At 72.6% G+C, this 23,482-nt stretch carries 20 protein-coding genes; 8 read left to right on the plus strand and 12 right to left on the minus strand.

The window, feature by feature from the left end; genetic code table 11:
- Positions 1–58: 58 nt before the first annotated feature.
- The 4 genes from ACFYV1_RS13555 (at position 59) to ACFYV1_RS13570 (ending at position 3,792) form a co-directional block, all read left to right on the plus strand.
- Positions 59–832: an FHA domain-containing protein gene (locus ACFYV1_RS13555; protein WP_389395627.1), complete on the plus strand. Its 774-nt coding sequence runs from the start codon at positions 59–61 to the stop codon at positions 830–832.
- Positions 829–2,226: a serine/threonine-protein kinase gene (locus ACFYV1_RS13560; protein WP_389395628.1), complete on the plus strand. Its 1,398-nt coding sequence runs from the start codon at positions 829–831 to the stop codon at positions 2,224–2,226. The genes ACFYV1_RS13555 and ACFYV1_RS13560 overlap by 4 nt, the downstream gene beginning before the upstream one ends.
- 83 nt (positions 2,227–2,309) lie before the next feature.
- On the plus strand, positions 2,310–3,233 hold the full coding sequence (locus ACFYV1_RS13565) for a hypothetical protein (RefSeq protein WP_389395629.1): 924 nt from the start codon (positions 2,310–2,312) through the stop codon (positions 3,231–3,233).
- A 73-nt stretch (positions 3,234–3,306) separates the two neighbouring features.
- The gene (locus ACFYV1_RS13570) at positions 3,307–3,792 is read left to right on the plus strand and encodes a hypothetical protein (protein ID WP_389395630.1); all 486 of its coding nucleotides are present in this window, start codon (positions 3,307–3,309) and stop codon (positions 3,790–3,792) included.
- A 60-nt stretch (positions 3,793–3,852) separates the two neighbouring features.
- Here the strand turns inward: ACFYV1_RS13570 and purH are convergent, their stop codons facing one another.
- Both purH and purN read right to left on the minus strand, forming a co-directional pair.
- Positions 3,853–5,427 (minus strand): bifunctional phosphoribosylaminoimidazolecarboxamide formyltransferase/IMP cyclohydrolase, encoded by a 1,575-nt coding sequence (gene purH, locus ACFYV1_RS13575; RefSeq protein ID WP_389395631.1) that lies wholly within the window; start codon positions 5,425–5,427, stop codon positions 3,853–3,855.
- Entirely contained in the window at positions 5,414–6,031 is a 618-nt protein-coding gene (gene purN / locus ACFYV1_RS13580) for a phosphoribosylglycinamide formyltransferase (RefSeq protein ID WP_389395632.1), read from the minus strand. Before purN ends, purH begins: the two co-directional genes overlap by 14 nt.
- 224 nt (positions 6,032–6,255) lie before the next feature.
- Between purN and ACFYV1_RS13585 the strand changes: the two genes are divergently transcribed.
- The gene (locus ACFYV1_RS13585; RefSeq protein ID WP_389395633.1) at positions 6,256–7,047 is read left to right on the plus strand and encodes a hypothetical protein; all 792 of its coding nucleotides are present in this window, start codon (positions 6,256–6,258) and stop codon (positions 7,045–7,047) included.
- Between the two features lie 25 nt (positions 7,048–7,072).
- Here ACFYV1_RS13585 and ACFYV1_RS13590 read toward each other — a convergent pair whose 3' ends face one another.
- A complete protein-coding gene (locus tag ACFYV1_RS13590; protein ID WP_389395634.1) occupies positions 7,073–8,893 on the minus strand; it encodes a DUF6350 family protein in 1,821 nt (606 codons plus the stop codon).
- A 116-nt stretch (positions 8,894–9,009) separates the two neighbouring features.
- On the opposite strand from ACFYV1_RS13590, the gene ACFYV1_RS13595 reads away from it, so the two are divergent.
- Positions 9,010–10,239: a sigma factor-like helix-turn-helix DNA-binding protein gene (locus tag ACFYV1_RS13595; RefSeq protein WP_389395635.1), complete on the plus strand. Its 1,230-nt coding sequence runs from the start codon at positions 9,010–9,012 to the stop codon at positions 10,237–10,239.
- 117 nt (positions 10,240–10,356) lie between these two features.
- Here ACFYV1_RS13595 and sucD read toward each other — a convergent pair whose 3' ends face one another.
- The 8 genes from sucD to ACFYV1_RS13635 all read right to left on the minus strand — a co-directional run bounded on the left by sucD (position 10,357) and on the right by ACFYV1_RS13635 (position 18,943).
- Positions 10,357–11,241 carry a succinate--CoA ligase subunit alpha gene (sucD, locus tag ACFYV1_RS13600; protein ID WP_053557004.1) on the minus strand — a complete coding sequence of 295 codons (885 nt, stop codon included), beginning with the start codon at positions 11,239–11,241 and terminating at the stop codon, positions 10,357–10,359.
- A 21-nt stretch (positions 11,242–11,262) separates the two neighbouring features.
- Entirely contained in the window at positions 11,263–12,444 is a 1,182-nt protein-coding gene (gene sucC / locus ACFYV1_RS13605) for an ADP-forming succinate--CoA ligase subunit beta (protein ID WP_389395636.1), read from the minus strand.
- Between the two features lie 341 nt (positions 12,445–12,785).
- Positions 12,786–13,256, minus strand: a complete 471-nt coding sequence (locus ACFYV1_RS13610) for a hypothetical protein (RefSeq protein WP_389395637.1) — start codon at positions 13,254–13,256, stop codon at positions 12,786–12,788.
- An 87-nt stretch (positions 13,257–13,343) separates the two neighbouring features.
- Entirely contained in the window at positions 13,344–13,694 is a 351-nt protein-coding gene (locus tag ACFYV1_RS13615; protein ID WP_389395638.1) for a hypothetical protein, read from the minus strand.
- Positions 13,695–13,724: 30 nt separating this feature from the next.
- Positions 13,725–14,954 carry a VWA domain-containing protein gene (locus ACFYV1_RS13620; RefSeq protein WP_389395639.1) on the minus strand — a complete coding sequence of 410 codons (1,230 nt, stop codon included), beginning with the start codon at positions 14,952–14,954 and terminating at the stop codon, positions 13,725–13,727.
- Positions 14,951–17,287: a DUF5682 family protein gene (locus ACFYV1_RS13625; RefSeq protein WP_389395640.1), complete on the minus strand. Its 2,337-nt coding sequence runs from the start codon at positions 17,285–17,287 to the stop codon at positions 14,951–14,953. The genes ACFYV1_RS13620 and ACFYV1_RS13625 overlap by 4 nt, the downstream gene beginning before the upstream one ends.
- Entirely contained in the window at positions 17,284–18,396 is a 1,113-nt protein-coding gene (locus ACFYV1_RS13630) for an AAA family ATPase (protein ID WP_389395641.1), read from the minus strand. Before ACFYV1_RS13630 ends, ACFYV1_RS13625 begins: the two co-directional genes overlap by 4 nt.
- Before the next feature lie 121 nt (positions 18,397–18,517).
- Entirely contained in the window at positions 18,518–18,943 is a 426-nt protein-coding gene (locus ACFYV1_RS13635) for an MmpS family transport accessory protein (RefSeq protein WP_389395642.1), read from the minus strand.
- Between the two features lie 135 nt (positions 18,944–19,078).
- Between ACFYV1_RS13635 and ACFYV1_RS13640 the strand changes: the two genes are divergently transcribed.
- Both ACFYV1_RS13640 and ACFYV1_RS13645 read left to right on the plus strand, forming a co-directional pair.
- Positions 19,079–20,458, plus strand: a complete 1,380-nt coding sequence (locus ACFYV1_RS13640) for an SWIM zinc finger family protein (protein ID WP_389395643.1) — start codon at positions 19,079–19,081, stop codon at positions 20,456–20,458.
- Positions 20,459–20,472: 14 nt separating this feature from the next.
- Positions 20,473–22,092, plus strand: coding sequence for a DUF5691 domain-containing protein (locus tag ACFYV1_RS13645; RefSeq protein ID WP_389395644.1), 1,620 nt, complete (start codon positions 20,473–20,475; stop codon positions 22,090–22,092).
- Positions 22,093–22,816: 724 nt separating this feature from the next.
- On the opposite strand, the gene ACFYV1_RS13650 is transcribed toward ACFYV1_RS13645, so the two are convergent.
- Entirely contained in the window at positions 22,817–23,224 is a 408-nt protein-coding gene (locus ACFYV1_RS13650; RefSeq protein WP_389395645.1) for a cobalamin B12-binding domain-containing protein, read from the minus strand.
- Positions 23,225–23,482: the final 258 nt, after the last annotated feature.

Genomic DNA, 23,482 nt, shown 5'->3' on the forward strand with positions numbered 1-23,482 from the left:
AAACGTTTATCGGAGTTCCCTACCCTCACGGCGGCACCTTGGGGGAAGGGAACAGTCCATGTACACCATCATCGTGGTGCCGGGGCCGGGCATGGCCCCGTGCGAAAAGCTCCGACTGGCGCCGGGAGAGCACCTCCGCTTCGGCCGGGGGACATCAGCCGGGGCGGCGCCCCTGCTGGTCATACCGCACGACGGCGTCTCGCGGACCGCGGGCGAGATCTCCGCGGTGGGCACGTACTGGTCGCTCAGCAACCTCAGCCGTACGGCGACCTATGCCGTCGAGAACCCCGAGGGAGCGGGCGAACACATCAAGATCGCGCCAGGGCGGCTGTGCGCGCCCATGCCGTTCGAGTTCTCCCGGATCGTGCTGCCGGCGGGGACCGAACTGATCAGCTTCGACGTATGGGCACCGCGGCACGACTACGCCGATCCGGCGGACGGAGCGGACCCGCGCGAGTCGACGGGGCGCGGCGGCGCGGGTTCGACCGCGCTCGCGTTTCCCCTCGACCGGTCCAAGCGGTACTTCACCGTGCTGGCGGCGTTGTGCGAGCCACGGCTGCGCGGCGCGCCGTACGCACCCCTGCCCACCGTCGAGCAGGTCGTCGAACGGCTGCGCCCGCTGTGGCCTGCGGCGAACCGTGCCGCCGTGCAGTGGAACATCGACTATCTGGCGGTGAAGCTGCGGCTCAAACCGGGGCCCGACTCCGGCGAACCGGGCCCACGGCTCAACGGCAAGAAGGAGGCACTCGTCTCCCTCGCGCTGCGCTTCGACCTCGTGCGCGAGCACGACCTCGGAGCACTGAGCGCCCCGGTCGCCGGCACGGTCCGATGAGCGGGCGGCAGCAGTACGCCGTAGCCTCCGTGCCGCCCGGCTACCGGATCGGCCCCTGGATCGTCGAGGAGCAGCTCGGAGCGGGGGCGTTCGGCAACGTGTACGCCGCCCGGCACGAGGAGCCCGGCGTCGAACCGGCCCGTGCCGCGCTGAAGTTCCTGCCGACCGGCACGCACACACCACGGCAGCTGCGCCATCTCAAGGAGCTCGCGGAGCGCGAGGTCGCCCTGCTTCGCAAGCTGCGTTCCCCTCGCCTGATCCGGATGTACGACGCGCTCACGGTGGACGACGCGGCGCATCCGCAGCTCGACGGCGCGGCCGTGCTCGTACTGGAGGAGGCGCGCGGTTCGCTCGACACACTGCTGGACGGTTCCGGACCGCCGGAGAACGGGCCCGCTCTGCTGGCCCAGGTCTGCGAGGGCCTCCAGCAACTGCACGCCGCCGGCTGGGTGCACGGCGACCTCAAGCCGGGCAACGTCCTGCTGATGGCGGACGGCACCGCCAGGCTGGGCGACTTCAACCTGGCCTCCGAACTCGAGGGCACGCACGCGTACGCGCCCGCCTTCTCGACCGCCGACTACACACCGCCGGAACTCGTCTGGTCCGAGGTCGGTGACCGCGGCATGCGGATCAGGCCGACCGCGGACATCTGGGCGTTCGGAGTGCTCGCGCATCTCGTCCTGACCGGTTCGTTCCCGCTGCCCGGCGGCACTCCCGGCGCACGCAGGGACGCTGCGGTGCGCTACGCCCGCGGCGACGAGGAACTGCGACCGTCCCCCGAACTCCAGGGACCGTGGCGGGAGATCGTCACGGACTGCCTGGCCCGTACGCACGAGGAGCGTGCCGTGCACGACGCGCCGTCGCTGCTGCGGCGCGCCGAGGCGGCCGCGGCGGGCAGTGCCGTGCGCCCACGCCGCTCGAGGCGCGGCCGGCGGCGTGTACCGGTCCGTGCGGTCACGGCGGTCGCGGCAGCCGCGGCGGCCGCCGGAATCGCGGGGCTCGTCCTCGCGCTCGACGCGTACGGCGGACCGGGCGGAGCGGCGGCCCGGGACGGCTATGACCGTTGCGTGAGCGGTGCCGTCTGCTTCTTCTCCGAGGAGGACGGCCATGGCGAGATGTGCAGCTGGGTGAGCGACGGACACGACTGGGCCGCAGGCGCCGTGCCGTGTGCGTGGGCGGCCGCCCGCGCTCCGCGCTCGGTCTACAACAACGGGCACGACGCCACCATGGGCACCGAGTTCGTGGACGTCATCTACTACACGGAGCGGAAGCTGATCGACCGGGCAGGTTGCGTCGCCAACCGCGAACGCCGGAACCTCGCCTCGGAGGTCGTCATCAAATCGCACACCTGGGCAGTCGACTGCTGGACCCCGCCGCCCCGTCGGCACACCTAGGAAGTACGAGGTACCCCTGAACCACCCCGGGCGGGAAGGTGTTGTTGCGCCGCCGAAGATGGCGGCGCACCGGGGGGAATGACATGAAGCGCAGGTTGCTCGCCGTGTGCACGGTCGCCGCGGCGTTGTCGATGGCCGTGACCGGGTGCGGTCCGGACACCGGCGCACCGAGGGCGGCTGCCGCACCGGGGGTTCCCGGGGGGCAGCAGGGCGAGATCTCCGACCACGACCGTGCCAGGATCCGCCACGCCGAGCAGCTGGTGGTCCAGGAGTGCATGCGTCGGCAAGGCTTTCGGTACTGGGTCGCGGCTGTGCCGAGTGCCGAGGAGAGCCGTGGAGGGGGCTACGTGCTCGACGCCCCTGAGTGGGCCGCCGAGCACGGCTACGGCAGCCGGCTGGAGTCGCGTGCCCTTGCCGCCCGCACGTCGGATCCCAATCTCGGACACCGCGAGAAGCTGTCGAAGGCGCGGCTCCGGCAGTACCTCGCGGCGCTCGTCGGCCCTCCGGGTACGCCCGAGATGTCCGTCGAGATCCCCGGCGGAGGCACGATCAGCAAGGCGGTCGGTGGCTGCGAGGCCAAGGCCGAGGAGCGGCTCTACGGCGACCGCGAGAACTGGTTCCGCGCCAGCAGGGTCGCCGGCAACCTCACCCCCCTGTACGTGCCGGACCTCCTGCGCGACAAGCGGTTCGTCGCCGCCCTCGCCAAGTGGTCGCGGTGCATGCGCGACAGGAACCGGCCCTACCCAGACCCGCAGGCGGCCCGCGCGGCAGTGCCCGGTCTCACCGAAGGGCTCGCCGAGAAACAGGCGTTCGCGGTCGAGGTGCGTCTCGCGGTCGACGAGGCGACGTGTGCCCGCGACACCGGCTTCGCGGTGGCCGCCCGCGCGCTGGAGAACGAGTACCGCGACGGACTCCGTGACCGGTACGGCGAGGAGCTCGACACCCGCGACCGGATGGAACGTGCCGCGCTGGCACGCGCCGAGCAGATCACCGGTTCACGACCCTGACCTCCCGGCACAGGCCGTGGAGCCACCACGTCTCCGTGTCCACGGAGGCGGACGAACACGAGGAGAAACAGCAATGGCGAAGACACGCATCGCAGCGGCGGCCCTCGGGCTGGCCGCACTCGGAAGCATCCTGACCGGCACGTCCGCCCAGGCGGCGGCGACCGCGGAGGCAGGTGTGCAGGCGGCCGGCTGTGCCGACTGGTACAACAGCCACGCGGGCGACGGGAACATGTGGGCCTGGGACTACACCTACTGCGACACACGGCTCGGCTACAGCCAGGGCAACGACTCCAACTGGAGCGACGGATCGGGCCCCTTCCAGGGCGGCGACAACGACGACGCCACGTCGATCATGAACACCGGCGTCGCGGACACCTACGACACCGTCAAGTTCTACCGGCACTCCGGTTACGGCGGTGGTCACGGCTGCCTGACCCGCGGCGAGAAGTACGCCGACAGCCTGGGGGACAACACCTTCAGCGACGGCTCGTCGGCGAACAACAACATCAGCTCCCACAAGTGGGTGAGCAGCGGCAGCTGCAGCCGGTTCCTGACCTGATCCGAACGCGCGCGGCCCGCCGGTCCCTCGACCGGCGGGCCGCCGTCGTACCGGCACGGCTCAGTGGAAGAAGTGCCGCGTCCCGGTGAAGTACATCGTCACGCCGGCCTTCTTCGCCGCCTCGACGACCAGCTCGTCGCGGACCGAACCGCCGGGCTGGACCACGGCCTTGACGCCCGCGGCGGTCAGGATCTCCAGGCCGTCGGGGAACGGGAAGAACGCGTCGGAGGCAGCGTACGAGCCCTGGGCCCGCTCCTCGCCGGCCCGCTCGACCGCCAGCTTCGCGGAGTCGACGCGGTTGACCTGGCCCATGCCGACGCCGACGGAGGCACCGTCCTTCGCGAGCAGGATGGCGTTGGACTTGACCGCGCGGCAGGCCTTCCAGGCGAAGGCCAGCTCGGCGAGCTGCTCGGCGTCCAGCGCCTCACCCGTCGCGAGCGTCCACTCGGCCGGGTCGTCGCCGTCGGCCTGAAGACGGTCGGCGACCTGGAGCAGCGCGCCGCCGTCGATGGGCTTGACCTCGACCGGGTTCGCCGGGGCGCCGTCGGCCCGCAGCACACGGATGTTCTTCTTCCTGGCCAGGACCTCGACCGCGCCGTCCTCGTAGCCGGGGGCGACGATGACCTCGGTGAAGATCTCGGCGACCTGCTCGGCCATCGCCACCGACACCGGACGGTTGACGGCGATGACGCCGCCGAACGCCGACAGCGGGTCGCAGGCGTGCGCCTTGCGGTGCGCCTCCGCGACGTCCGCGCCGATCGCGATGCCGCACGGGTTGGCGTGCTTGATGATCGCCACGCACGGCTCGGAGTGGTCGTACGCGGCCCGGCGTGCGGCGTCGGTGTCCGTGTAGTTGTTGTAGGACATCTCCTTGCCGTGCAGCTGCTCGGCCTGCGCGAGGCCGCCGCTGCCGGAGACGTAGAGCGCGGCGCCCTGGTGCGGGTTCTCGCCGTAGCGCAGCACGTTCTCCCGCTCCCAGGTGGCGCCCAGGAAGTCGGGGAAGTCGCTCTCGTCGGCGGGCGCGTACGAGGACGCGAACCAGGAGGCGACGGCCACGTCGTACGCGGCCGTGTGCTGGAAGGCCTTGGCCGCGAACCGCTTGCGCAGCTCCAGCGTGAAGCCGCCCTCCCTGACCGCCCGCAGGACCGCGGCGTACGCGCCCGGGTCGGTGACGACCGCCACGGACGGGTGGTTCTTGGCTGCGGCGCGGACCATCGACGGGCCTCCGATGTCGATCTGCTCCACGCACTCGTCGGGGCTCGCGCCGGAGGCGACGGTCTCCTTGAACGGGTACAGGTTCACCACGACCAGGTCGAACGGCTCCACGCCCAGCTCGGCCAGCTGCTCACGGTGCGCGTCCAGCCGCAGGTCGGCGAGGATGCCGGCGTGGACCCTGGGGTGCAGGGTCTTGACCCGGCCGTCCAGGCACTCGGGGAAGCCGGTCAGCTCCTCGACCTTGGTCACGGGGACCCCGGCGGCGGCGATCCTCGAGGCGGTCGAGCCGGTGGACACGAGCTCGACGCCGGCCTCGTGCAGCCCGCGGGCAAGCTCCTCAAGACCCGTCTTGTCGTAGACGCTGATCAGTGCGCGACGGATGGGCTTGGTACCCGGATTGGCCGAGTTATTCACCGACATGAACCTTTCGTCCCTCAATGCGGTAGCCGTGCCGGGCGAGACGCCCCACGACCTCGACGAGCAGTGATCGCTCGACTTCCTTGATGCGCTCATGGAGAGCGTCTTCGTCGTCCGAGTCCCGCACCTCGACCACGCCCTGGGCGATGATCGGGCCGGTGTCGACGCCGTCGTCGACGAAGTGGACGGTGCATCCGGTGGCCTTCACGCCGTACGCGAGTGCGTCCCGCACTCCGTGGGCACCGGGGAAAGCGGGCAGCAGCGCGGGGTGCGTGTTGACGGTGCGGCCCCCGAACCGTGCGAGGAATTCCTTCCCCAGGATCTTCATGAATCCGGCCGAGACGACGAGGTCCGGCTCGTACGCCGCGGTTGCCTCGGCCAGGGCCGCGTCCCACGCCGCGCGGTCGGCGAAGTCCTTCACCCTGCGGACGAAGGTCGGCAGCCCGGCGCGCTCCGCGCGCTCCAGACCGGCGATGTCGCCGCGATCCGCGCCGACGGCGACGATTTCCGCCCCGAACCCGTCGGGATCGGCGGCGATCGCGTCGAGCAGGGCCTGAAGGTTCGTCCCCGATCCGGAGACCAGGACGACGAGGCGGGCGGCAGCCACGGAGGGACTCTTTTCGCGTTACGGTGCGGCTTTGTGCGGTCGTACAAACGAATGGCATCCCGCGATACGGGGAACTCTACGAATGCGCCGACCGTCAGCAACGATACCGGCACACAGAACGGCCCCCACGGGACGGGGGCGTGGCCGGAAGGTAGCGTCTGGGGACAGGGCCCGCGCGCAGACGGGCCCGATCACAGGCATGACGAGGGGAAGACGTTCACCAGATGCCGGACCGACGCCGCCGTACGGACCTCCTGTTGCCGCGGGAGCGCCAGTCCACGGACGACAACAACCCCTTCGCACCGCCGCCTGACGGCAGGCCGGACCAGCCGTGGCAGCCGCGCCGCCCGTCGTCGGACAACGACTCGTCCGACGGGGACGGCCAGTCGGGCCAGGACGGCCCGGAGCGGGGCTCCGGGTCGGGCTGGGGCAGCCAGTGGAGCAGCCGCCAGCCCGGCCGCTCCTCGGGCGGCGGCTTCGGCGGCCGTCCCGGACCCGGGCCCGGTCAGAACGGCCCAGAGGGAAGCGGCGGCCCCGGTGGTCCCGGCGGTCTGCGCTGGGACCCGACCGACCCGGCCCAGCGGCGGGCACGGTACGCCCTGCTGTCGGGAATGTGGGCGTTCTTCTTCGCGCTGTTCGACTTCCCCGAGATCGCTCTGCTGCTCGGTGCGCTGGCGCTGTACTGGAGCATCAGCTCCCTGCGGGCCAAGCCTCAGCACCGGGTGTCCGCGGATGCCCTGACCACGGGCGGCACCCCGCCGAACGCCCCACCGCCTCCGGCGCACGCGCCGGCGTCCGCCGCAGCCTCCTCGAGCCGACCGCAGATCACGGCGGCGGTGAGCGGCCTGGTGATGGCGAGCATCGCGCTGATGATCGTGGCCGCGTCGTTCACGGCCCAGCTGGTCTACCGCGACTACTACACCTGCGTGAACGACGCGCTGACCAAGTCGGGCCAGCTCGCCTGCAACGAAGAGCTCCCCGAGCCGCTGCGGGGCGTGCTCGGCGTCAAGGAGTAGCCGGCACGGGCGCCGCGCGCCCGTGTCACGGGGCGGTGTCCTCTGCGGGCGGGCGGCCCTGGTGGCCCTCTGAGTGCCCGCCCGGCTCGGGTGCCGACGGCTTGGGTGCCGACGACTCGGGTGCCGACGACTCGGGCTGCGGCTCCGGTGCCGGTGACGGCTCGGGCTGCGGCTCCGTGACGGAGCCCGACTCCGAATCCGGCTCCGGCTCCGGCTCCGGCAGCCGGCCCGGCGGGAAGTCCGGCATCAGCCCGCCCGAGGACTCCCTCAACGCGGCCCAGCGGTCCTTGCGGGGCCCGCGTTCCGCCCATGTGTCCATGGGCAGGAAGTCGTACGCCTCCGACTCGTCCTCGAGGCCGAGATCCGCACCGAGAGCCGCGTCCCCACCGGCGGCGGGACCGGCTTCGGGGCCGGGGCCGAGGCCCGCGGGGAGACCGGCGTCCGACGGCGCCTGCTCGACCGCGGTCCCGGACACCACGGCCGCCGACCGCTCCGCCGCCCCGCCCGCCGCCATGCCCGCAGACCCGTCCACGGTCTCGCCGTGGTCACGGCGCAACAGCCCCCGCCACCGGCCCGGCGTCCGCAGCCGCCATGCCCGCAGGGTCAGCGCCAGCGGGATCCCCAGGCCGGCCGTCCAGACCAGCGCCGCGGCCCCGGTGGACCACCAGACCGGCCCGAACTCGGCGAGGCGGCCCGTCCCGAGCGGGCCGCCCGACGCGGTGGCCAGCAACGCGACCAGCCCCGCACAGCCGAGCGCGGCGAGCAGAACCGTCAGCGCGGTCTCACCGGCCCCCCACGCCGTCTCGCGTTCCCCGTACTTGGGGGCTGCCACTCCCACCGTCAACCAGGCGACCACCACGGCGGCGGCCACCGGCACCGCGGCCGCCGCCCAGTGCAGCGGCGTGCCCGGCCCCTGCCCGGGCACCGCCGTGAGCAGCGGGAAGTCGGGCAGCGCGGGCGTGCCGGTGAGGGCGAGCGGTGTGGCCGTCGCACCCGTGCCCAGGGCGAACCCGGGTCCGAGTCCGTAGGCCGCTCCCCAGACCGCCGCGTTCGGCAGCAGCGCCAGGGCCAGCAGTACCAGTGCGACCGGGCCGGGCCACTCCCCCGACAGGCCCAGGAGCGACTCCTGGGCCGCCCGCCCCTGCCAGATCAACGCCGTCACGACCAGGACGGCACCACCACCGACCAGCGCCAGCGCGCCCGCCGCGGAGGACCGCAGCGCAGCGGCGACCCGGGTGCGGGCGAGGGCCACCCGCAGGCGCCGCGGCACCCACTCCGGCAGCGGGCCCAGCGGTCGACCGCCGGCGGTCCAGGCCCCGGAGGCCGCCGCGAGGAGCGTCACCAGCGGCAGATGGACCAGCGCGCTCAGCGGGTCGGCGGCGAACGAGCCGCCTGCGACGTAGAGCACGACCGGCGCTCCCACCATCACGTACCCGCTGGCCACCATCGTCGGGGCTCCCCAGGCGGACGGTCGAGGACGGCCCGGTACGGGTTCCAGGGCGTCGCGTGCCGCCCGGTGGGCCAGCCAGAGCGGCAGGGCGACGAGGAGCAGCGGCACGACCCCCATCGGCGCGGGAGCTCCGGAGAGCGTGTCGGCCCGTACGAGCTCCGTCCCGTGCCCGAGCAGCCACAGCGCGGCCGCCACGTGCAGGGCGTCGGCCGGGGAGCTGTCCGGGAAGGGCGAGCTGATCCACATGAGGGTCACGAGCACGGCGATCAGGCCGAGCCCGAGTCCGGCCGCCGTCGCGCCGCGCACGAACGACGCGACCAGCGCGACCGACGTGCCGCCCTGCACGGGGACCGGGGCTTGCGGCATCGAGGAGCTCTGTTCGGTCACTTGGGTCACGCGGCCATGCTGCCAACGACACGCGCTTTATCCGTGTAACGGGAGAATGGCCGATGTGTCGCTCAAGATACGTTTATGTGCTTTTTCGACCAGTGCACAGCCGCAGGGGGCGCCACATGACCGCGAGCGCCACCCGGTCTCCCCTGCCGCCCCCGAAGGAACGACGCCGCCTCCGGGAGGCCCGCTCGCTCTCCGAAGCCGATGTGGCCCGGTCCATCGGCGTCACGCGGGCGACGGTCCGGTCCTGGGAGACCGGGCGCAACGATCCGAGGGGACGCAAACGCGAGGCCTACGCCAAGCTGCTGGCCTCGTTCACCGCGCCCGCCGGGGAGGCCGGGGCGGCCGAGGAGGCCGAGGAGGCCGGGGCGGCCGCCGGTGAACCGCAGAACCCGACCCGCGCCGAAGGGCCGGGCTCGGCGAACCGCACACCCTCCCCCGAGACCGGCCCTTCGCCCGGCGCGGAGGAAGCCCCCAGCACTAAGGGGACGCCCCGCGCTGAGGAAGTTCCTGAGGTGGAGGAAGCGTCCGGTGCACAGGAGACGTTCGGTGCTCCGGAGGCGTTCGACGCGCTGTACGAGGCGGCCGCCCCCGGTCTCGTACGCCAGACCTACCTGCTCACCGGCCGCCGGAGGCTGTCCCACGAATCGGTCGAGCGGGCGTTCCAACTCGCCTGGCAACGCTGGCCGGAGGTCGCCGTGGACCGGGACCCGGCCGGCTGGGTGCGGGCGGTCGCGTACGAGCACGCCGTGTCCCCGTGGCACCGGCTGCTTCCCGCACACCGGTACCCGGACGAGCTCCCCGAGGCGGAGCCCCTGCGCACCCTGCTCGCGGCGCTGCAGGAACTCCCGACGGCATACCGCCGCACGCTGCTGCTCCACGACGGTCTGGGGCTCGGCCTGCCGGAGACCGCGGCCGAGACGGAGGCCAGCACCCCGGCCGCCGCGAACCGGCTGGTGCACGCCCGCGCCGCCGTGGCCGAACTGCTCCCCGAACTCGGGGACCCCGGCGTGCTGCGGTCGCGGCTTCGCTCGTCGGCGGGCGACGGGGCGGCGGCCGCGTCCCTGAGGCCGCCGTCCACCGTGCGTCGCGGCTGCGAGCGCCGCGCCCGGACGTGGACACGGGCCGTCGTCACGACGACCGCCCTCATCGCGGCGGCGACGTCCTTCACCCTGGTCACGGCCCCCCGGCAGTACCAGCCGCCGATGTCCCCCGCCCGGCCCGTCGAATGGGCGCCCCCGCCGCTGCACGGCCCGCCGCTGCTGACCGAGCGGGACAAGGAACTGCGCGACACCCTGCGCGCCGAACCCGCAGGCGGGCCCGGTCGCCTCGTGCCGGTGCCGCACTGACACCGGCTGCCGACCACCGGCCACACCGACTGCCGACTGCCGACTGCCCCAGGCTCAGACGCACGCGTGGGCCCGCCCCGGTCACCCGGGACGGGCCCACACACGTACTGCGGAAGGTCAGCCGGCGAGGATGGCGCGCGCCAGCTTGGCCGTCTCGGTCGGCGTCTTGCCGACCTTGACGCCCGCGGCCTCGAGGGCCTCCTTCTTGGCCGCGGCCGTGCCGGAGGAGCCGGAGACGATGGCGCCCGCGTGGCCCATGGTCTTGCCCTCGGGCGCGGTGAAGCCGGCGACGTAACCGACGACCGGCTTGGTGACGTTGGCCTTGATGAAGTCGGCCGCACGCTCCTCGGCGTCGCCGCCGATCTCACCGATCATGACGATCAGGTCGGTGTCGGGGTCGGCCTCGAACGCGGCGAGCGCGTCGATGTGCGTCGTACCGATGACCGGGTCGCCACCGATGCCGACGGCGGAGGAGAAGCCGATGTCACGGAGCTCGTACATCATCTGGTAGGTCAGCGTGCCGGACTTGGACACGAGACCGATGCGGCCGGGCTTGGTGATGTCGCCCGGGATGATGCCGGCGTTGGACTGGCCCGGCGTGATGAGACCGGGGCAGTTCGGGCCGATGATGCGGGTCTTGTTGCCCTTGGACTTCGCGTACGCCCAGAAGGCGGCGGAGTCGTGCACGGCGATGCCCTCGGTGATGACGACCGCGAGGGGGATCTCGGCGTCGATGGCCTCGACCACGGCGGCCTTGGCGAAGGCCGGCGGCACGAAGAGGACGGAGACGTCGGCGCCCGTCTTCTCCATCGCCTCGGCGACGGAGCCGAAGACCGGTACCTCGGTGCCGTCGAAGTCGACGGACGTGCCGGCCTTGCGCGGGTTCACGCCGCCGACGATGTTGGTGCCGTCACCCAGCATGAGCTTGGTGTGCTTCATGCCGGTGGCGCCGGTCATGCCCTGGACGATGACCTTGCTGTCCTTGTTCAGGAAGATAGCCATGGTTCTACAGTCCCTCTTCCCTTACTTGGCCGCAGCGGCGAGCTCGGCGGCCTTGTCGGCCGCGCCGTCCATGGTGTCCACGCGCTGGACCAGCGGGTGGTTGGCGTCGGAGAGGATCTTGCGACCCAGCTCCGCGTTGTTGCCGTCGAGGCGCACGACGAGCGGCTTGGTGACCTCTTCGCCCTTCTCGGCGAGCAGGGCCAGGGCCTGGACGATGCCGTTGGCGACCTCGTCGCAGGCGGTGATGCCACCGAAGACGTTGACGAAGACGGACTTGACGTCCGGGTCGCCGAGGATGATCTCCAGACCGTTCGCCATCACCTGGGCGGACGCGCCGCCACCGATGTCGAGGAAGTTGGCCGGCTTCACGCCGCCGTGGTTCTCACCGGCGTAGGCGACGACGTCCAGGGTCGACATGACCAGACCGGCACCGTTACCGATGATGCCGACCTCGCCCTCGAGCTTGACGTAGTTGAGGTTCTTGGCCTTGGCGGCAGCCTCGAGCGGGTTGGCTGCGGCGTGGTCCACGAACTCCTCGTGGCCCGGCTGACGGAACTCGGCGTTCTCGTCGAGGGAGACCTTGCCGTCGAGGGCGAGGATGTCGCCGCTGGCGACCTTCGCGAGCGGGTTGACCTCGACGAGGAGCGCGTCCTCCGCGATGAAGGTCTTCCACAGGGTCACCAGGACCTCGGCGACCTTCTCCGCGACCTCGGCCGGGAACTTCGCCTGGGCGACGATCTCGCGGGCCTTCTCGATGGTGACGCCCTCGTTGGCGTCGACCGGGACCTTCGCGAGGGCCTCGGGGGTCTTCTCCGCGACCTCCTCGATGTCCATGCCGCCCTGGACGGACGCCATGGCGAGGAAGGTGCGGTTGGTGCGGTCGAGGAGGTACGAGACGTAGTACTCCTCGGCGATTTCCGGAGCGGTCTCCGCGATCATCACCTTGTGGACCGTGTGGCCCTTGATGTCCAGCCCGAGGATGTCCGTCGCGCGAGCGACGGCCTCGTCCGGAGTGGCGGCCAGCTTCACGCCGCCGGCCTTGCCACGGCCGCCGACCTTGACCTGGGCCTTGACGACCGAACGGCCGCCCAGACGCTCGGTCGCCTCGCGCGCCGCCTCAGGCGTGTCGATGACTTCACCGGCCAGCACCGGTACACCGTGCTTGGCGAAGAGGTCCCTCGCCTGGTACTCGAACAGGTCCACGCGCGTCCGTCCCTTTTCTGATGATCGCGGTTCGTTGTCTGCGTGGGCAGTGCCGCGAAGGGCAACGTGACGAGCTCTGTCACAAGGAAGGCACACACGGTGTCCGTGGGCGCGGCATGTCCGCCTGGCAGGTTATCCCCGCCGGACGTGCGCCCCTAAATCGCAGATCACACCTGAGCGGTGATTACGGTCACAGAGCGCATCCGGCCGCGTGCCCTGCCGACCGTCGAGGGCGCCGCCGAACGGGACGGGCGGGACGCCCCCCGGGGTCGCGGAGACATCCCACCCGTATGGCCGGTCACCTGGTCGGACACCCGGCGGGCGCCCGCCCGGGCCGCTGATCAGATGCCGTACGGCAGGTAGCTCGGGGTCACGTCGGAGACGAGGCCCTGCGCACCGGCAACGGCGTTGCCGGCGAGCGGCACGACATCACCCGTGACGTTCGTCGCAATGTCCTGCACGAACGGCCGCACCTCGGAGACCACGCCCGCGGCGAACGGGTCCACCTGGCCGGTCACGCCGTAGGCCGGACCGGTGGCGCTGTGGCCCACCCCCTGGACGAGCGGCTGGATGTGGCCGGCCACGGTGTCGACCAGCGACTGGACCTCGGAGACCACGCCGGCCGCGAAGGGCCGTGCCTCGCCCGCGACACCCGTCGCGAACGGCTGCACCTCGGAGACCACGCCGCCGGCGAACGGCTGGGCGTGGCCGACGACACCGTCCGCGAACGGCCGCACGTCGGCGACGGCGCCCTGGGCGAGGACGCCCGCGTCGTCGGCGGCCTGAGCCGCGACCGGCCGCGCGCCGGCCACGGCGGTCGCCTCGACGGGCGGCAGTACGGCGGCCGAGGCCTCGTCGACGATCGGGCCGGAGGCAACGACCGCGCCCTGGGCGCGGGCCTAGGCGCCGGAGGGAACCTGCTGGAGCTCGTGCGCGAAGGCGGAGAGAGGGCCGAGGAGGCAGTCGATGCCGGCGTCGGCGTCGACAGCCGGGGCGTCCACGGACGGCAGCTGCGCCTCGGGGGCTGCGGGTACCTCGTACGAGGGGAGCTCGCAGGAGGGGAGCTCGGCCTCGACGTACTGGCGGGCCTGCTCCTGGGCGTCGGACGTCACGTCCTCGACGTCGGCCGAGGGCAGCCGGTGCTCCAGCGCGAGGCCGGCGACGTCCCGGTCGTCCATCTGGACACGGGTCTCCGCGCCATCGGTGGTGTCCGCGCCGAGCGACAGGTCGACCGCGTCGGCGACCTGCATGTTACCGATGGGTCACCATGTCACGACCCGTCACCGATGAGCCGCCGTGTCCGGTATGGGCAGCGGCCTCTTCTCGATGGCCGCGGCCATGACGTCGGGGAAAAGGTCCGGTGTACAGGCGAACGCCGGTGCTCCGAGAGCCGCGAGAGCGGCCGCGTGCTCGCGGTCGTAGGCGGGAGAACCCTCGTCGGAGAGCGCGAGCAGAGTGACGAACTGCACTCCCGAGGCCTTCATGGCGGCGACCCTTTTGAGCATCTCGTCGCGGATTCCGCCTTCGTAGAGGTCGCTGATCAGTACGACGACGGTGTCGGCGGGACGGGTGATCTGCGACTGGCAGTACGCCAACGCCCTGTTGATGTCGGTTCCGCCGCCGAGCTGGGTGCCGAAGAGGACGTCCACAGGGTCGTCGAGATGGTCGGTGAGGTCGACGACCGCCGTGTCGAAGACGACGAGGCGGGTGGCGATGGAACGCATCGAGGCGAGCACCGCGCCGAAGACCGACGCGTAGACGACGGACGCCGCCATCGACCCTGACTGATCGATGCAGAGCACCACTTCCTTCTTCACGGCCTGGGAGGCGCGGCCGTATCCGATGAGACGTTCGGGGACGACGGTGCCGAACTCCGGGAGGAAGTTCTTGAGGTTGGCCCGGATCGTGCGGTCCCAGTCGATGTCGCGGTGACGCGGCCTGCAGATCCTCGCCGATCGGTCGAGCGCCCCGCTCAGCGTCGACCGGGTGCGGGTGGCGAGTTTCTTCTCCAGTTCGTCGACGACCTTGCGGACGACAGCGCGGGCAGTCTCCTTCGTCGTCTCCGGCATCGCCTTGTGGAGCGAGAGCAGAGTGCCGACGAGGTGTACGTCGGCCTCGACGGCCTCCAGCATCTCGGGCTCCAGCAGCAGCGCGGAGAGGCCGAGCCGGTCGATCGCGTCGCGCTGCATGACCTGGACGACGGAACTCGGGAAGTACGTGCGGATGTCACCCAGCCAGCGGGCGACGGACGGCGCGGAGGCGCCGAGCCCCGCCGACCTGCTGCCGCCGCGTCCCGTGCTGCCGGAGCCCTTGCCGTAGAGGGAGCTGAGCGCCCCGTCCATCGCCGCGTCCGTGCCGGTGAGCGTACGGCCGGTGCCGTCGGCGCCGGGCTCGCCGCCCAGCACCAGCCGCCACCGTCGCAGCCGCTCGTCGTCCACACCGGCGGTCGTGGACGTGCTGGTGCTCGGGTTCGTGCTCGGGTTCGGGTTCGGGTTCGTGCTCGCGGTCATCGGGTCACCCCCACAAGGTCGTTGTCGTCGATGCCGAGCAGCAGCCGCAGCACCGGAAGCACCGCGTCCGCGCGCGTGGTGTCGAGTCCGGCCCCGAAACCGAGGGCCCCGGCGTCCGTCCCCGCCGGTCCGGCCGACGCCCCCGGCCCGCGCCGTACCAGTTCGCCCAGCGTGCGGCGGACCCCCGGCTCGTACGCGGAGAAGGTGCGGCGCAGCAGCGGCAGCACATCGGTGAAGGCTTCCGGCGGCACGCCGGTGAGCCACGAGTCGACAAGCCCGAGCAGACGCTCGTCGTGGACCAGCAGCAGTCCGCCCCCGGCGGCTCCTCCGACGAAGCCCTCAATCCAGGCTGCCGCCTGGGCCGGCTCGGTGCCGGCGGAGAGCGCGAGAGCCATCAGTCTCGCGGCCTCCTCCTCCTCGAGGTGCCCCTCGTCGAGGAGGAGACGTGCCGCACGGCCCCGGATCACCCCGGGGACGGAGTCCCGGCCCGCCAGCGCGTGCAGTGCGGACCGCCAGCGCCCGCCCGTGCCGTGGGCGTCCGGCAACAGCCCGACGGCGGCGTGCACACCGTCGATGTGACCGCGCATCTCGGCCGCCCCGTCCGCGTCGAGCCCGGTACAGGCGGGCGGCAGGCCGACGCAGATCCGCTCGGCGAGCCCCGTGGCGACCTCCCCCAGCGCGGCCGTGTCGGTGGCGCGCACATCGCCGTAGCGAAGCGAGCGGGCCAGCGCCGGCAGCGCCTTCGCGAGGTGGCCCACGTCGGCGTCGAGGGCGGCCCGGTCCGCGAGAGCACGCATCACCGTGGGCAGAGCGTCGGGCAGATCGGCCAGGAGGCACTGCTCGGCCAGTTCGGTCACCTCCGCGAGAGCCGTCGCGGATGCCGCCCTCGCCTCGGCCTTGGCGGTCGCCGCGGAGAGCACCGTGGTTCCCCAGACACCGGCCTCCGCCACTTTCACGGCCAGCTCGGGCTCCCAGCGGAGCCGCCAGCTCTCCCGGAACGTACCGGTGCTCCCCCGGCCCGCGGCCGGCTCGCCCCAGGCGACCGTGAGCAGCCGCAGCCGGTGCAGCAGCCTGCTCCTGGCGGCGTCATTCTCCTTGCGCAGGTCGAGTTCCAGCTCGCGCTCGAGCGCCTCCGGCTTGAGCCGCAGGCTGCGCTGCTGCCGTGCCAGATCGCGCTGCAGCGGTACGGCGGGGGCCGTGTCGGGCACCTCGCCGAGAGCGTCGCCGACAACGAGCCGGTCCCTGACGAGGTCGAGCGGCACGTCGGAGCCGTCGCACATCACGGCCCGCACGGCGTCGAGGGTCTCGGACAGCCCCGCGAGCGGCCGGCCCCGCATCACCGCCAGGGTCTCGGCGAGCCGGACCGCCTCGATGACGTGGGCGGAGGACACCATCCGGTCCTCGTCCCTCAGCAGCCGCGCCACCTTGGTCATCCAGCGTTCGACGGGCCGGTCGGCCGCGCCGAAGAGGTGCCCGTACCAGCCGGGCGAATCGATGCCCGCGCCGTAGCCGGAGCGGCGGGCCAGTCTGCGGTGGGTCCACGGGACCCACGTCATCTCCGTCCTGACCTTGGGCAGCCCCTTGAGGCAGGCCCTGTCTGCGGTGACGGTCGTCCTGGCCCGGAGGGCCGGGACGTGCCACGCGCCGCAGACGACGGCGACGGCGTCGCCCCCGAACTCCTTCCCGGCTGCCCGCAACTGGAGCCGCATATAGGCCTCACGGGCGAGGTCGCGGTCGTGCCCGCCGTGGCCGTACGCCTCCCGCAGGGCCGTCATGGCCTCCTCGAGAGCCGCGAACGGCGCGAACGGATCCGTCCGGGCGGTGTCGCTCTCCGGGGCCGCGGCATGGCCAGGGCCGTCGGCCGGCGGTGTGGTCCGGAGCTCGACGACGTCCTCCCACCAGCGCTCCGGGTCGTCGTATCCGGCGGTCTCCGCGAGCACCGCGATCGGGTCGATGCGCAGATCGGGCGTATCCGCGCCGCCGTCCCCCGGTTCGGGGAGGTCCTCCTCGGTCAGCGCGAGCGAGTGCGCCGCGGGCAGGTCGATGAAGCGCACGGCCGCGCCGTTGGCCAGCGCCCATCGGATCGCCACCCACTCGGGGGAGAACTCCGCCATCGGCCAGAACGCGGCTCTGCCGGGGTCGTCCGTGGCGTGTGCGAGGAGAGCGACCGGCGGCCGCATCTGCTCGTCCGCGGCCAGCGGCAGCAGGGCGTCACCCTCCGGTGGGCCCTCGATCAGCACGGCCGCGGGCGCCGCCGCCTCCAGCGCGGCCCGCACCGCCCGGGCCGAGCCGGGCCCGTGGTGGCGGACCCCGAGCAGGAGCGGGCCTGTCATGCGCTCACCTCGCGGCAGGCGCGGTAGAAGTCCTTCCAGCCGTCCCGCTCGCGCACCACGGTCTCCAGGTACTCCTGCCAGACGACCCGGTCGGCCGCCGGGTCACGCACGACCGCGCCGAGGATCCCCGCCGCCACGTCCCCCGGTCGCAGCACGCCGTCACCGAAGTGCGCGGCCAGGGCGAGACCGCCCGTGACGACGGAGATCGCCTCGGCCGTCGACAGCGTCCCCGAAGGGGACTTGATCTTCGTGCGGCCGTCGGTGGACACGCCGTCGCGCAGCTCACGGAAGACGGTGACGACGCGGCGGATCTCCTCGAGGCCCTCCGGGGCGGCCGGCAGATCGAGCGAGCGCCCTATCTGGTCAACGCGCCGGGACACGATGTCCACTTCGTCGTCCGCTGTCCGGGGCAGCGGCAGTACGACGGTGTTGAAACGCCTTCGCAGGGCGCTGGAAAGGTCGTTGACCCCGCGGTCGCGGTCGTTGGCGGTGGCGATGAGGTTGAAGCCGCGTACGGCCTGCACCTCCTGCCCCAGCTCGGGGACGGGCAGCGTCTTCTCGGACAGGATCGTGATGAGCGTGTCCTGCACATCCGCCGGGATGCGGGTCAGCTCCTCGACCCGCGCGGTCATCCCGTCGGACATGGCGCGCATGACAGGGCTCGGCACCAGCGCGTCCCGGCTCGGGCCGTGCGCCAGCAGTTGCGCGTAGTTCCAGCCGTAACGGATGGCCTCTTCCGGCGTGCCGGCGGTGCCCTGCACAAGGAGGGTGGAGTCCCCGCTGACGGCCGCGGCCAAATGCTCGGAGACCCATGTCTTCGCGGTGCCGGGCACACCGAGGAGCAGGAGTGCGCGGTCGGTGGCGAGCGTGGTGACGGCGACCTCGACGATCCGCCGGGGCCCCACGTACTTCGGCGTGATCACCGTGCCGTCGGTGAGCGTGCCGCCGAGCAGGTAGGTGGAGACAGCCCACGGCGACAGCCGCCAGTTGACCGGGCGGGGCCGGTCGTCGGCAGCCGCGAGCGCGCTCAGTTCGTCGGCGAACGCGTCCTCCGCGTGGGGCCGCAGGGCCTCGCCCCCCGTTGCCGCGGCGGTTTCTGACACGGTCATGGATCCCCCTCCAGATCGTCGACCTGATGTGGGATCCACCGTGCACCATGCCACTGACAGTCGACCCTGCCGGGCGACATGAGCGCAGGTCAGCAGTGGAATGCGGGGTACTCGAAAGGCGTCAGCCGCCGACCGGGGACTCCGCCACACAACCGCCCGACGTCACCAGGCCTTCGCCGTTCTCCTCGGCGAGAACCTTGCCCTTGTGCGTGATCCGGCAGACGACCTCGGCGCCGGCGGGGTCGGCGGCGACCGGCATCACGGCCGCGGGCATGATGCCGCGCAGCGTGACGGTCTTCCTCCACGGCAGGGTCGGCCCTTCCACCGTCTCGGTCCTCGGGTTCAGCGCATCGCCGCCACCGCCGTGGAACTGGATCGACTCGACGCTGCTGCCGGTGACCTCGTACGTCACCTCGTACGTCTCGTCGACCGCCTGGTCGACCTGCTCGACCACGTCGTCGGAACACGCGCCGAGGGCGAGGGCCAGAGCGGCGACGAGGCCGGCGGCCATGGCGCCGCGGAGCGCCGTGCGGGTCGAGCGCTTCATGGAATATCCCCCCGAAAACCCTGATTTACCGTCGAACTCAACGCAGCAAAGGCAGGGCGGAGCCAACAGCGTTATGACGTCGGGGAATTCGCCCGGCCGGGACGATTGTCAGTGGTCGGTCGTAGCGTCGTTCCCATGCTTCTGACAAACGGGGGAACGGAGTCGCGCATCATGACTCAGCGGGCCCGATGGGCCACGGAGCAGGTGCTGTCACTCGCGCCTGACGAGGCGTCACGCAGGGCAGGAAGCAAGCTGGGCGCGGCGGGCCCCTGGTCGTCCGCGGGCTGCGACGAGTCGGGGGCCGTGTGGGGCCTGTGCAAAGGAAGCGGAAGCAAGCCCTACCGGACCGTGATCGACATCACCGGCCCGGCCTACAAGTGCAGTTGTCCCAGCCGGAAATTCCCGTGCAAGCACGCGCTGGGCCTGCTGCTGCTCTGGGCGTCCGACGAGCGGACCGTGGGGGACTGCGACTCCGTGCCGGACTGGGCGGAGGAATGGCTGTCCGGACGCAGGGACCGCGCCGCCGGCAAGGAAGGGGCGAACACCGGCTCCGGCACGGCCGCGAAGAGCGTCGACCCGGAAGCCGCCGGACGGCGTGCCGAGCGCCGCGCGGAGCGAATCACGGCGGGCGCCACCGAGCTGGAACAGCGGCTCGCCGACCTGCTGCGGGGCGGCCTCGCCGCCGCCGAACAGTCCGGGTACGGCCTGTGGGAGGAGACCGCCGCCCGGATGGTCGACGCCCAGGCTCCGGGACTCGCCACGCGCGTCCGCGAGTTGGGGGCCGTCGTCGGCTCCGGGACCGGCTGGCCGGTCCGGCTGCTGGAGGAGTGCTCCATGGTCCATCTGCTGGACTCCGCCTGGCTGGCGCGCGAACGGCTGCCGGAGCCGCTGGCCGCAACCGTCCGCACCCGGGTCGGGCTCCCCTCGCCCGCGCGGGGCCCCGCCGTCCGGGACCAGTGGCTCGTCCTCGCTCAGTACGACTCCTCCGACGGCAAGCTCACCACCCGCCGCATCTGGCTGTACGGGCGCCGGTCACGACAAGCCGCGTTGCTGCTCTCGTTCGGCGCGGCGGGCCGCCCGCCGCAGTCGGCCCTGCCCGTGGGGCTGATGATCGACGCCGAGATCACCGCGTACGAGGGCAGCCGGCCGCGCGGAGAGCTGGGCGAGCAGTTCACCCCGCCGGTCGCCATCGACACGCCACCACCGGGCGGGCCGTGCGCATCGGCGGTCGACGCCTACGGACGGGCCCTGCGCGACGACCCCTGGCTGGATTCCTGGCCGGTCACGCTCACCGACGTGACACCCGTGCCCGACGGGGACGGCTGGCAGCTCGTGGACGCCGACGGCGACGCCCTGCCCGTCGCCGCCGTCGCACTCGGCCGTCCGGGGCTGTGGAAGCTCGTCGCGCTCGCCGGAGGCCGGCCTCTCACGGTCTTCGGTGAGTTCGGCCACCGAGGCTTCGTGCCGCTGACCGCCTGGCCCGGGGACATGTCGGAGACAGTCCCGCTGATCTGAACACTGGGGGATTCATGACCAGCACCGCTCGTACCTCGCCGTGGGAAGAGCTCGTCACCTCGGCCCTGCTCGGCACCGACCGCCGGACGCCGCCGGCCGGCACGACACCCGCCGGCAAGGAGCCGGCCGTCGCCCTGCTCGACGCGGCCGCGCTGCACACCGTGCGGCGCCGGGCGGGGCTGCTTCCCGCGACGCGGGCAGCCGGCGGCACACCGCCCGAGCCCGCGCCCCACGATGCGCGCCGCGCCCTGCCGGCGCCCGCTCGGCGACGCCTCGCCCAACTGCTGGCCGACCGATCCGGACCCTCGGGATCGGCAGGCAGACGCGGCACCGCCCCCGACCTGACCGAACTGCTCCCCCAATGGCTCGCCGCCGCCGACGAGCACGGCTACCGGGCTCCGGAATCCGCGCTCCCCGCGCTGCTGGACGCGGCTCGCGCGCGTACGGACCTGCGTCCGCAGGCCCTGGCGTTCGCCGGACCGCGCGGAATCTGGCTCGCCCGGCTCAACCCCGAGTGGAAGTTCGCCCTGCGCGGCGGATCCCGGGGGTCCGCCATGCCACGGCCCGAGGACGAAGACGCCGTGCGAAAGCTCTGGGACGAGGGACTGTTCGCGGAACGCGTCGCACTGCTCGCGGCTGTGCGCGCCCACGACGCCGGCGCGGCGCTGCGACTGCTCGGCTCCACCTGGTCCACGGAGCGTGCGGAGGACCGGCTGATGTTCCTCGATTCACTCCGGGCCGAACTGTCCGACGACGACGAGCCGTTCCTCGAGCAGGCACTGTCCGACCGCAGCCGCAACGTCCGGTCCACAGCGGCCGAACTCCTCTCCGCCCTGCCGCACTCCACCCTCGCCGGACGAATGGCCGGACGTGCCGCGTCCTGCGTCGCGATGGACCGCAGCGGCGACGCGCAGCCGGTGATCGTCGTGGAGGCGCCGCACGAATGCGACGCGGACATGCAACGGGACGGCATCGTGCCGAACCCCCCGGCAGGACGCGGCGAACGGTCGTGGTGGCTCGGTCAACTGGTCGAGGCCGCCCCCCTGTCCGTGTGGCGGGACCGGCTCGGCGGGCGCTCGGCCGACGAGATCGTCGCACTGCCGGTGTCCGACGACTGGGCGGACGAACTGCACGCCGCATGGTGCCGGGCGGCGGTCCGCCAGCACAACGCCGACTGGTCCCGCGCCCTCCTCGGGCCGCCGGCCGCGCCACCGTCGACCGGGCCGGGCACGACGTCGCCGGCCGAGCGGTCCAAACTCCTCGCGACCCTGCCGGACGGGGAACGCGCCTCATGGGTCGCCCGGTTCATAGCCGCGCACGGCCTGTCCGAGGCGTTCCAGCTGCTCGGCGTGTGCGAGGTGCCGTGGGCGGAGCCGCTGGGCCGGGCCGTCGTCGACGCGCTCGACATCGCCCGCGACGCCGGCAGCTACCCGTGGAGCTTCAGCGGTGTCATGGGGCTCGCGGAACGCTGCCTGTCCCCCGACGAGGCCGGGCGGCTGGAGGCTCTCACGGCGACGCCGGACGAGCAGGAGGACGCGTCACCGGGGGCGGGAGGGTACTGGTCGGAGGCGTTCCAGCGGCTGGTCTCCACGTTGCGTCTGCGCGCGACGATGCACGCCGAACTCGCGCCGTAGCGGCGCGGTTGTTCCGATGGGGTGTGTGGGTGGTGCGGGGGTCGGTGGCTGCGGTGCGCGCCGGTGGGGCGCGGTCGGGTTGTGGGTGGCGCGGGGGTCGGTGGCTGCGGAGGGGGGATCGCGGACTGCTTTCCCGAGCCTGCGTCCCCCTAGGCTTACGACGCTCTACGTCCGCTCACCCCCCTCCTCCGCCCCCGCCCCCCTCCCGCCGGTGGGCCCCGTGCCAGTCCTGGTCGTTCCCAAGGCCCGTGCCGGGTATCGGGAGGGGCCCCTCGCCGGCCCATCGGCTCCCGCCCCGCCCGCGTGAGCGAACCCGTCGCCGCTGGGTGCGGGGTGACGCGCCCTCAACGGGCCACGGGTGCCGCCCAGGCACAGGGACGGCCCGCCAGTCCTGACAGGCTGACAGTCCCGTCACCGGGGGCCGGCCCACCCGCAGGTAGATCCGCTGCCGGGGTACGGGGCAGGCGCCTGCACCGGCGCTCCGGCGGGGGCGTGGGCCGGGGGAGGGGGACGCGCAGGGGGCGTGTTCGGGACGTAAGGCGTCGTGAGCCTAGGGGGAGGCAGGTTCGGGAAAGCAGTCCCGGACATGCCCCCCGGAGCGGCACCCGGACACCAAGCAACACGGACCGGGCAACGCCCGAGACCCGACCGGGCCACGCCCGGAAGACGCCAAGCAACACGACCGGGCCCGGCCCGAGACACGCAAAGACCGGGCTCCGCCCGGTTACGCCGGCACGCGGACGTTCGCGTTGACCCAGGCCACGATCGACGTCGTCGTCGCGCCCGGTGTGAAGATCTCCGCGACGCCCTTGTCCTTCAGCGGCGCGATGTCCGCCTCCGGGATGATCCCGCCGCCGAAGACCTTGATGTCCTCCGCGTCGCGGTCCTTCAGGAGCTCGATGACCTTGGCGAAGAGCGTGTTGTGCGCGCCGGAGAGGATCGAGAGGCCGATCGCGTCGGCATCCTCCTGAATCGCCGTGTCGACGATCTGCTCGGGCGTCTGGTGGAGCCCGGTGTAGATGACCTCCATGCCGGCGTCGCGCAGCGCCCGCGCGATGACCTTGGCGCCGCGGTCGTGGCCGTCGAGACCCGGCTTGGCCACCACCACGCGGATCGGACCAGTCACACCCATCACTGCCTCCTGGGTCCCCGCGACCCGTACGGAGGCGCGGAGAGTGAACGAACGTTATCTCCAGCATCCCGCAAGCGGCCGTTTCGCGGTGCGCGGGGAGGGGGAAATCACACCTGGGACATTTTTCGCTGAGCGTCGTACCCGCTACAGGCATCGCGCACGCCCCCCGCGCGGCCCCCGCAGGCAGCGTCGCGCGGGGAGTCGCCGCAGGTCCACAACAGGTCGTCGTACCACCGTGCCGCCAGCCGCACGGCACGG

Origin of the sequence: Streptomyces sp. NPDC003023 (assembly GCF_042888225.1) — a bacterium.
Lineage (GTDB): Bacteria > Actinomycetota > Actinomycetes > Streptomycetales > Streptomycetaceae > Streptomyces.

Bases quoted from the DNA above. Each gene is read 5' to 3' on its own strand.
- ACFYV1_RS13630 (WP_389395641.1), bottom strand. From the start codon at position 18,396: ATGACCGTGTCAGAAACCGCCGCGGCAACGGGGGGCGAGGCCCTGCGG.
- ACFYV1_RS13565 (WP_389395629.1), top strand. From the start codon at position 2,310: ATGAAGCGCAGGTTGCTCGCCGTGTGCACGGTCGCCGCGGCGTTGTCG.
- ACFYV1_RS13585 (WP_389395633.1), top strand. From the start codon at position 6,256: ATGCCGGACCGACGCCGCCGTACGGACCTCCTGTTGCCGCGGGAGCGC.
- ACFYV1_RS13640 (WP_389395643.1), top strand. From the start codon at position 19,079: ATGCTTCTGACAAACGGGGGAACGGAGTCGCGCATCATGACTCAGCGG.
- sucD (WP_053557004.1), bottom strand. From the start codon at position 11,241: ATGGCTATCTTCCTGAACAAGGACAGCAAGGTCATCGTCCAGGGCATG.
- ACFYV1_RS13650 (WP_389395645.1), bottom strand. From the start codon at position 23,224: ATGGGTGTGACTGGTCCGATCCGCGTGGTGGTGGCCAAGCCGGGTCTC.
- ACFYV1_RS13560 (WP_389395628.1), top strand. From the start codon at position 829: ATGAGCGGGCGGCAGCAGTACGCCGTAGCCTCCGTGCCGCCCGGCTAC.
- ACFYV1_RS13555 (WP_389395627.1), top strand. From the start codon at position 59: ATGTACACCATCATCGTGGTGCCGGGGCCGGGCATGGCCCCGTGCGAA.
- ACFYV1_RS13625 (WP_389395640.1), bottom strand. From the start codon at position 17,287: ATGACAGGCCCGCTCCTGCTCGGGGTCCGCCACCACGGGCCCGGCTCG.
- ACFYV1_RS13620 (WP_389395639.1), bottom strand. From the start codon at position 14,954: ATGACCGCGAGCACGAACCCGAACCCGAACCCGAGCACGAACCCGAGC.
- ACFYV1_RS13595 (WP_389395635.1), top strand. From the start codon at position 9,010: ATGACCGCGAGCGCCACCCGGTCTCCCCTGCCGCCCCCGAAGGAACGA.
- ACFYV1_RS13615 (WP_389395638.1), bottom strand. From the start codon at position 13,694: ATGCAGGTCGCCGACGCGGTCGACCTGTCGCTCGGCGCGGACACCACC.
- ACFYV1_RS13645 (WP_389395644.1), top strand. From the start codon at position 20,473: ATGACCAGCACCGCTCGTACCTCGCCGTGGGAAGAGCTCGTCACCTCG.
- ACFYV1_RS13570 (WP_389395630.1), top strand. From the start codon at position 3,307: ATGGCGAAGACACGCATCGCAGCGGCGGCCCTCGGGCTGGCCGCACTC.
- ACFYV1_RS13635 (WP_389395642.1), bottom strand. From the start codon at position 18,943: ATGAAGCGCTCGACCCGCACGGCGCTCCGCGGCGCCATGGCCGCCGGC.
- purH (WP_389395631.1), bottom strand. From the start codon at position 5,427: ATGTCGGTGAATAACTCGGCCAATCCGGGTACCAAGCCCATCCGTCGC.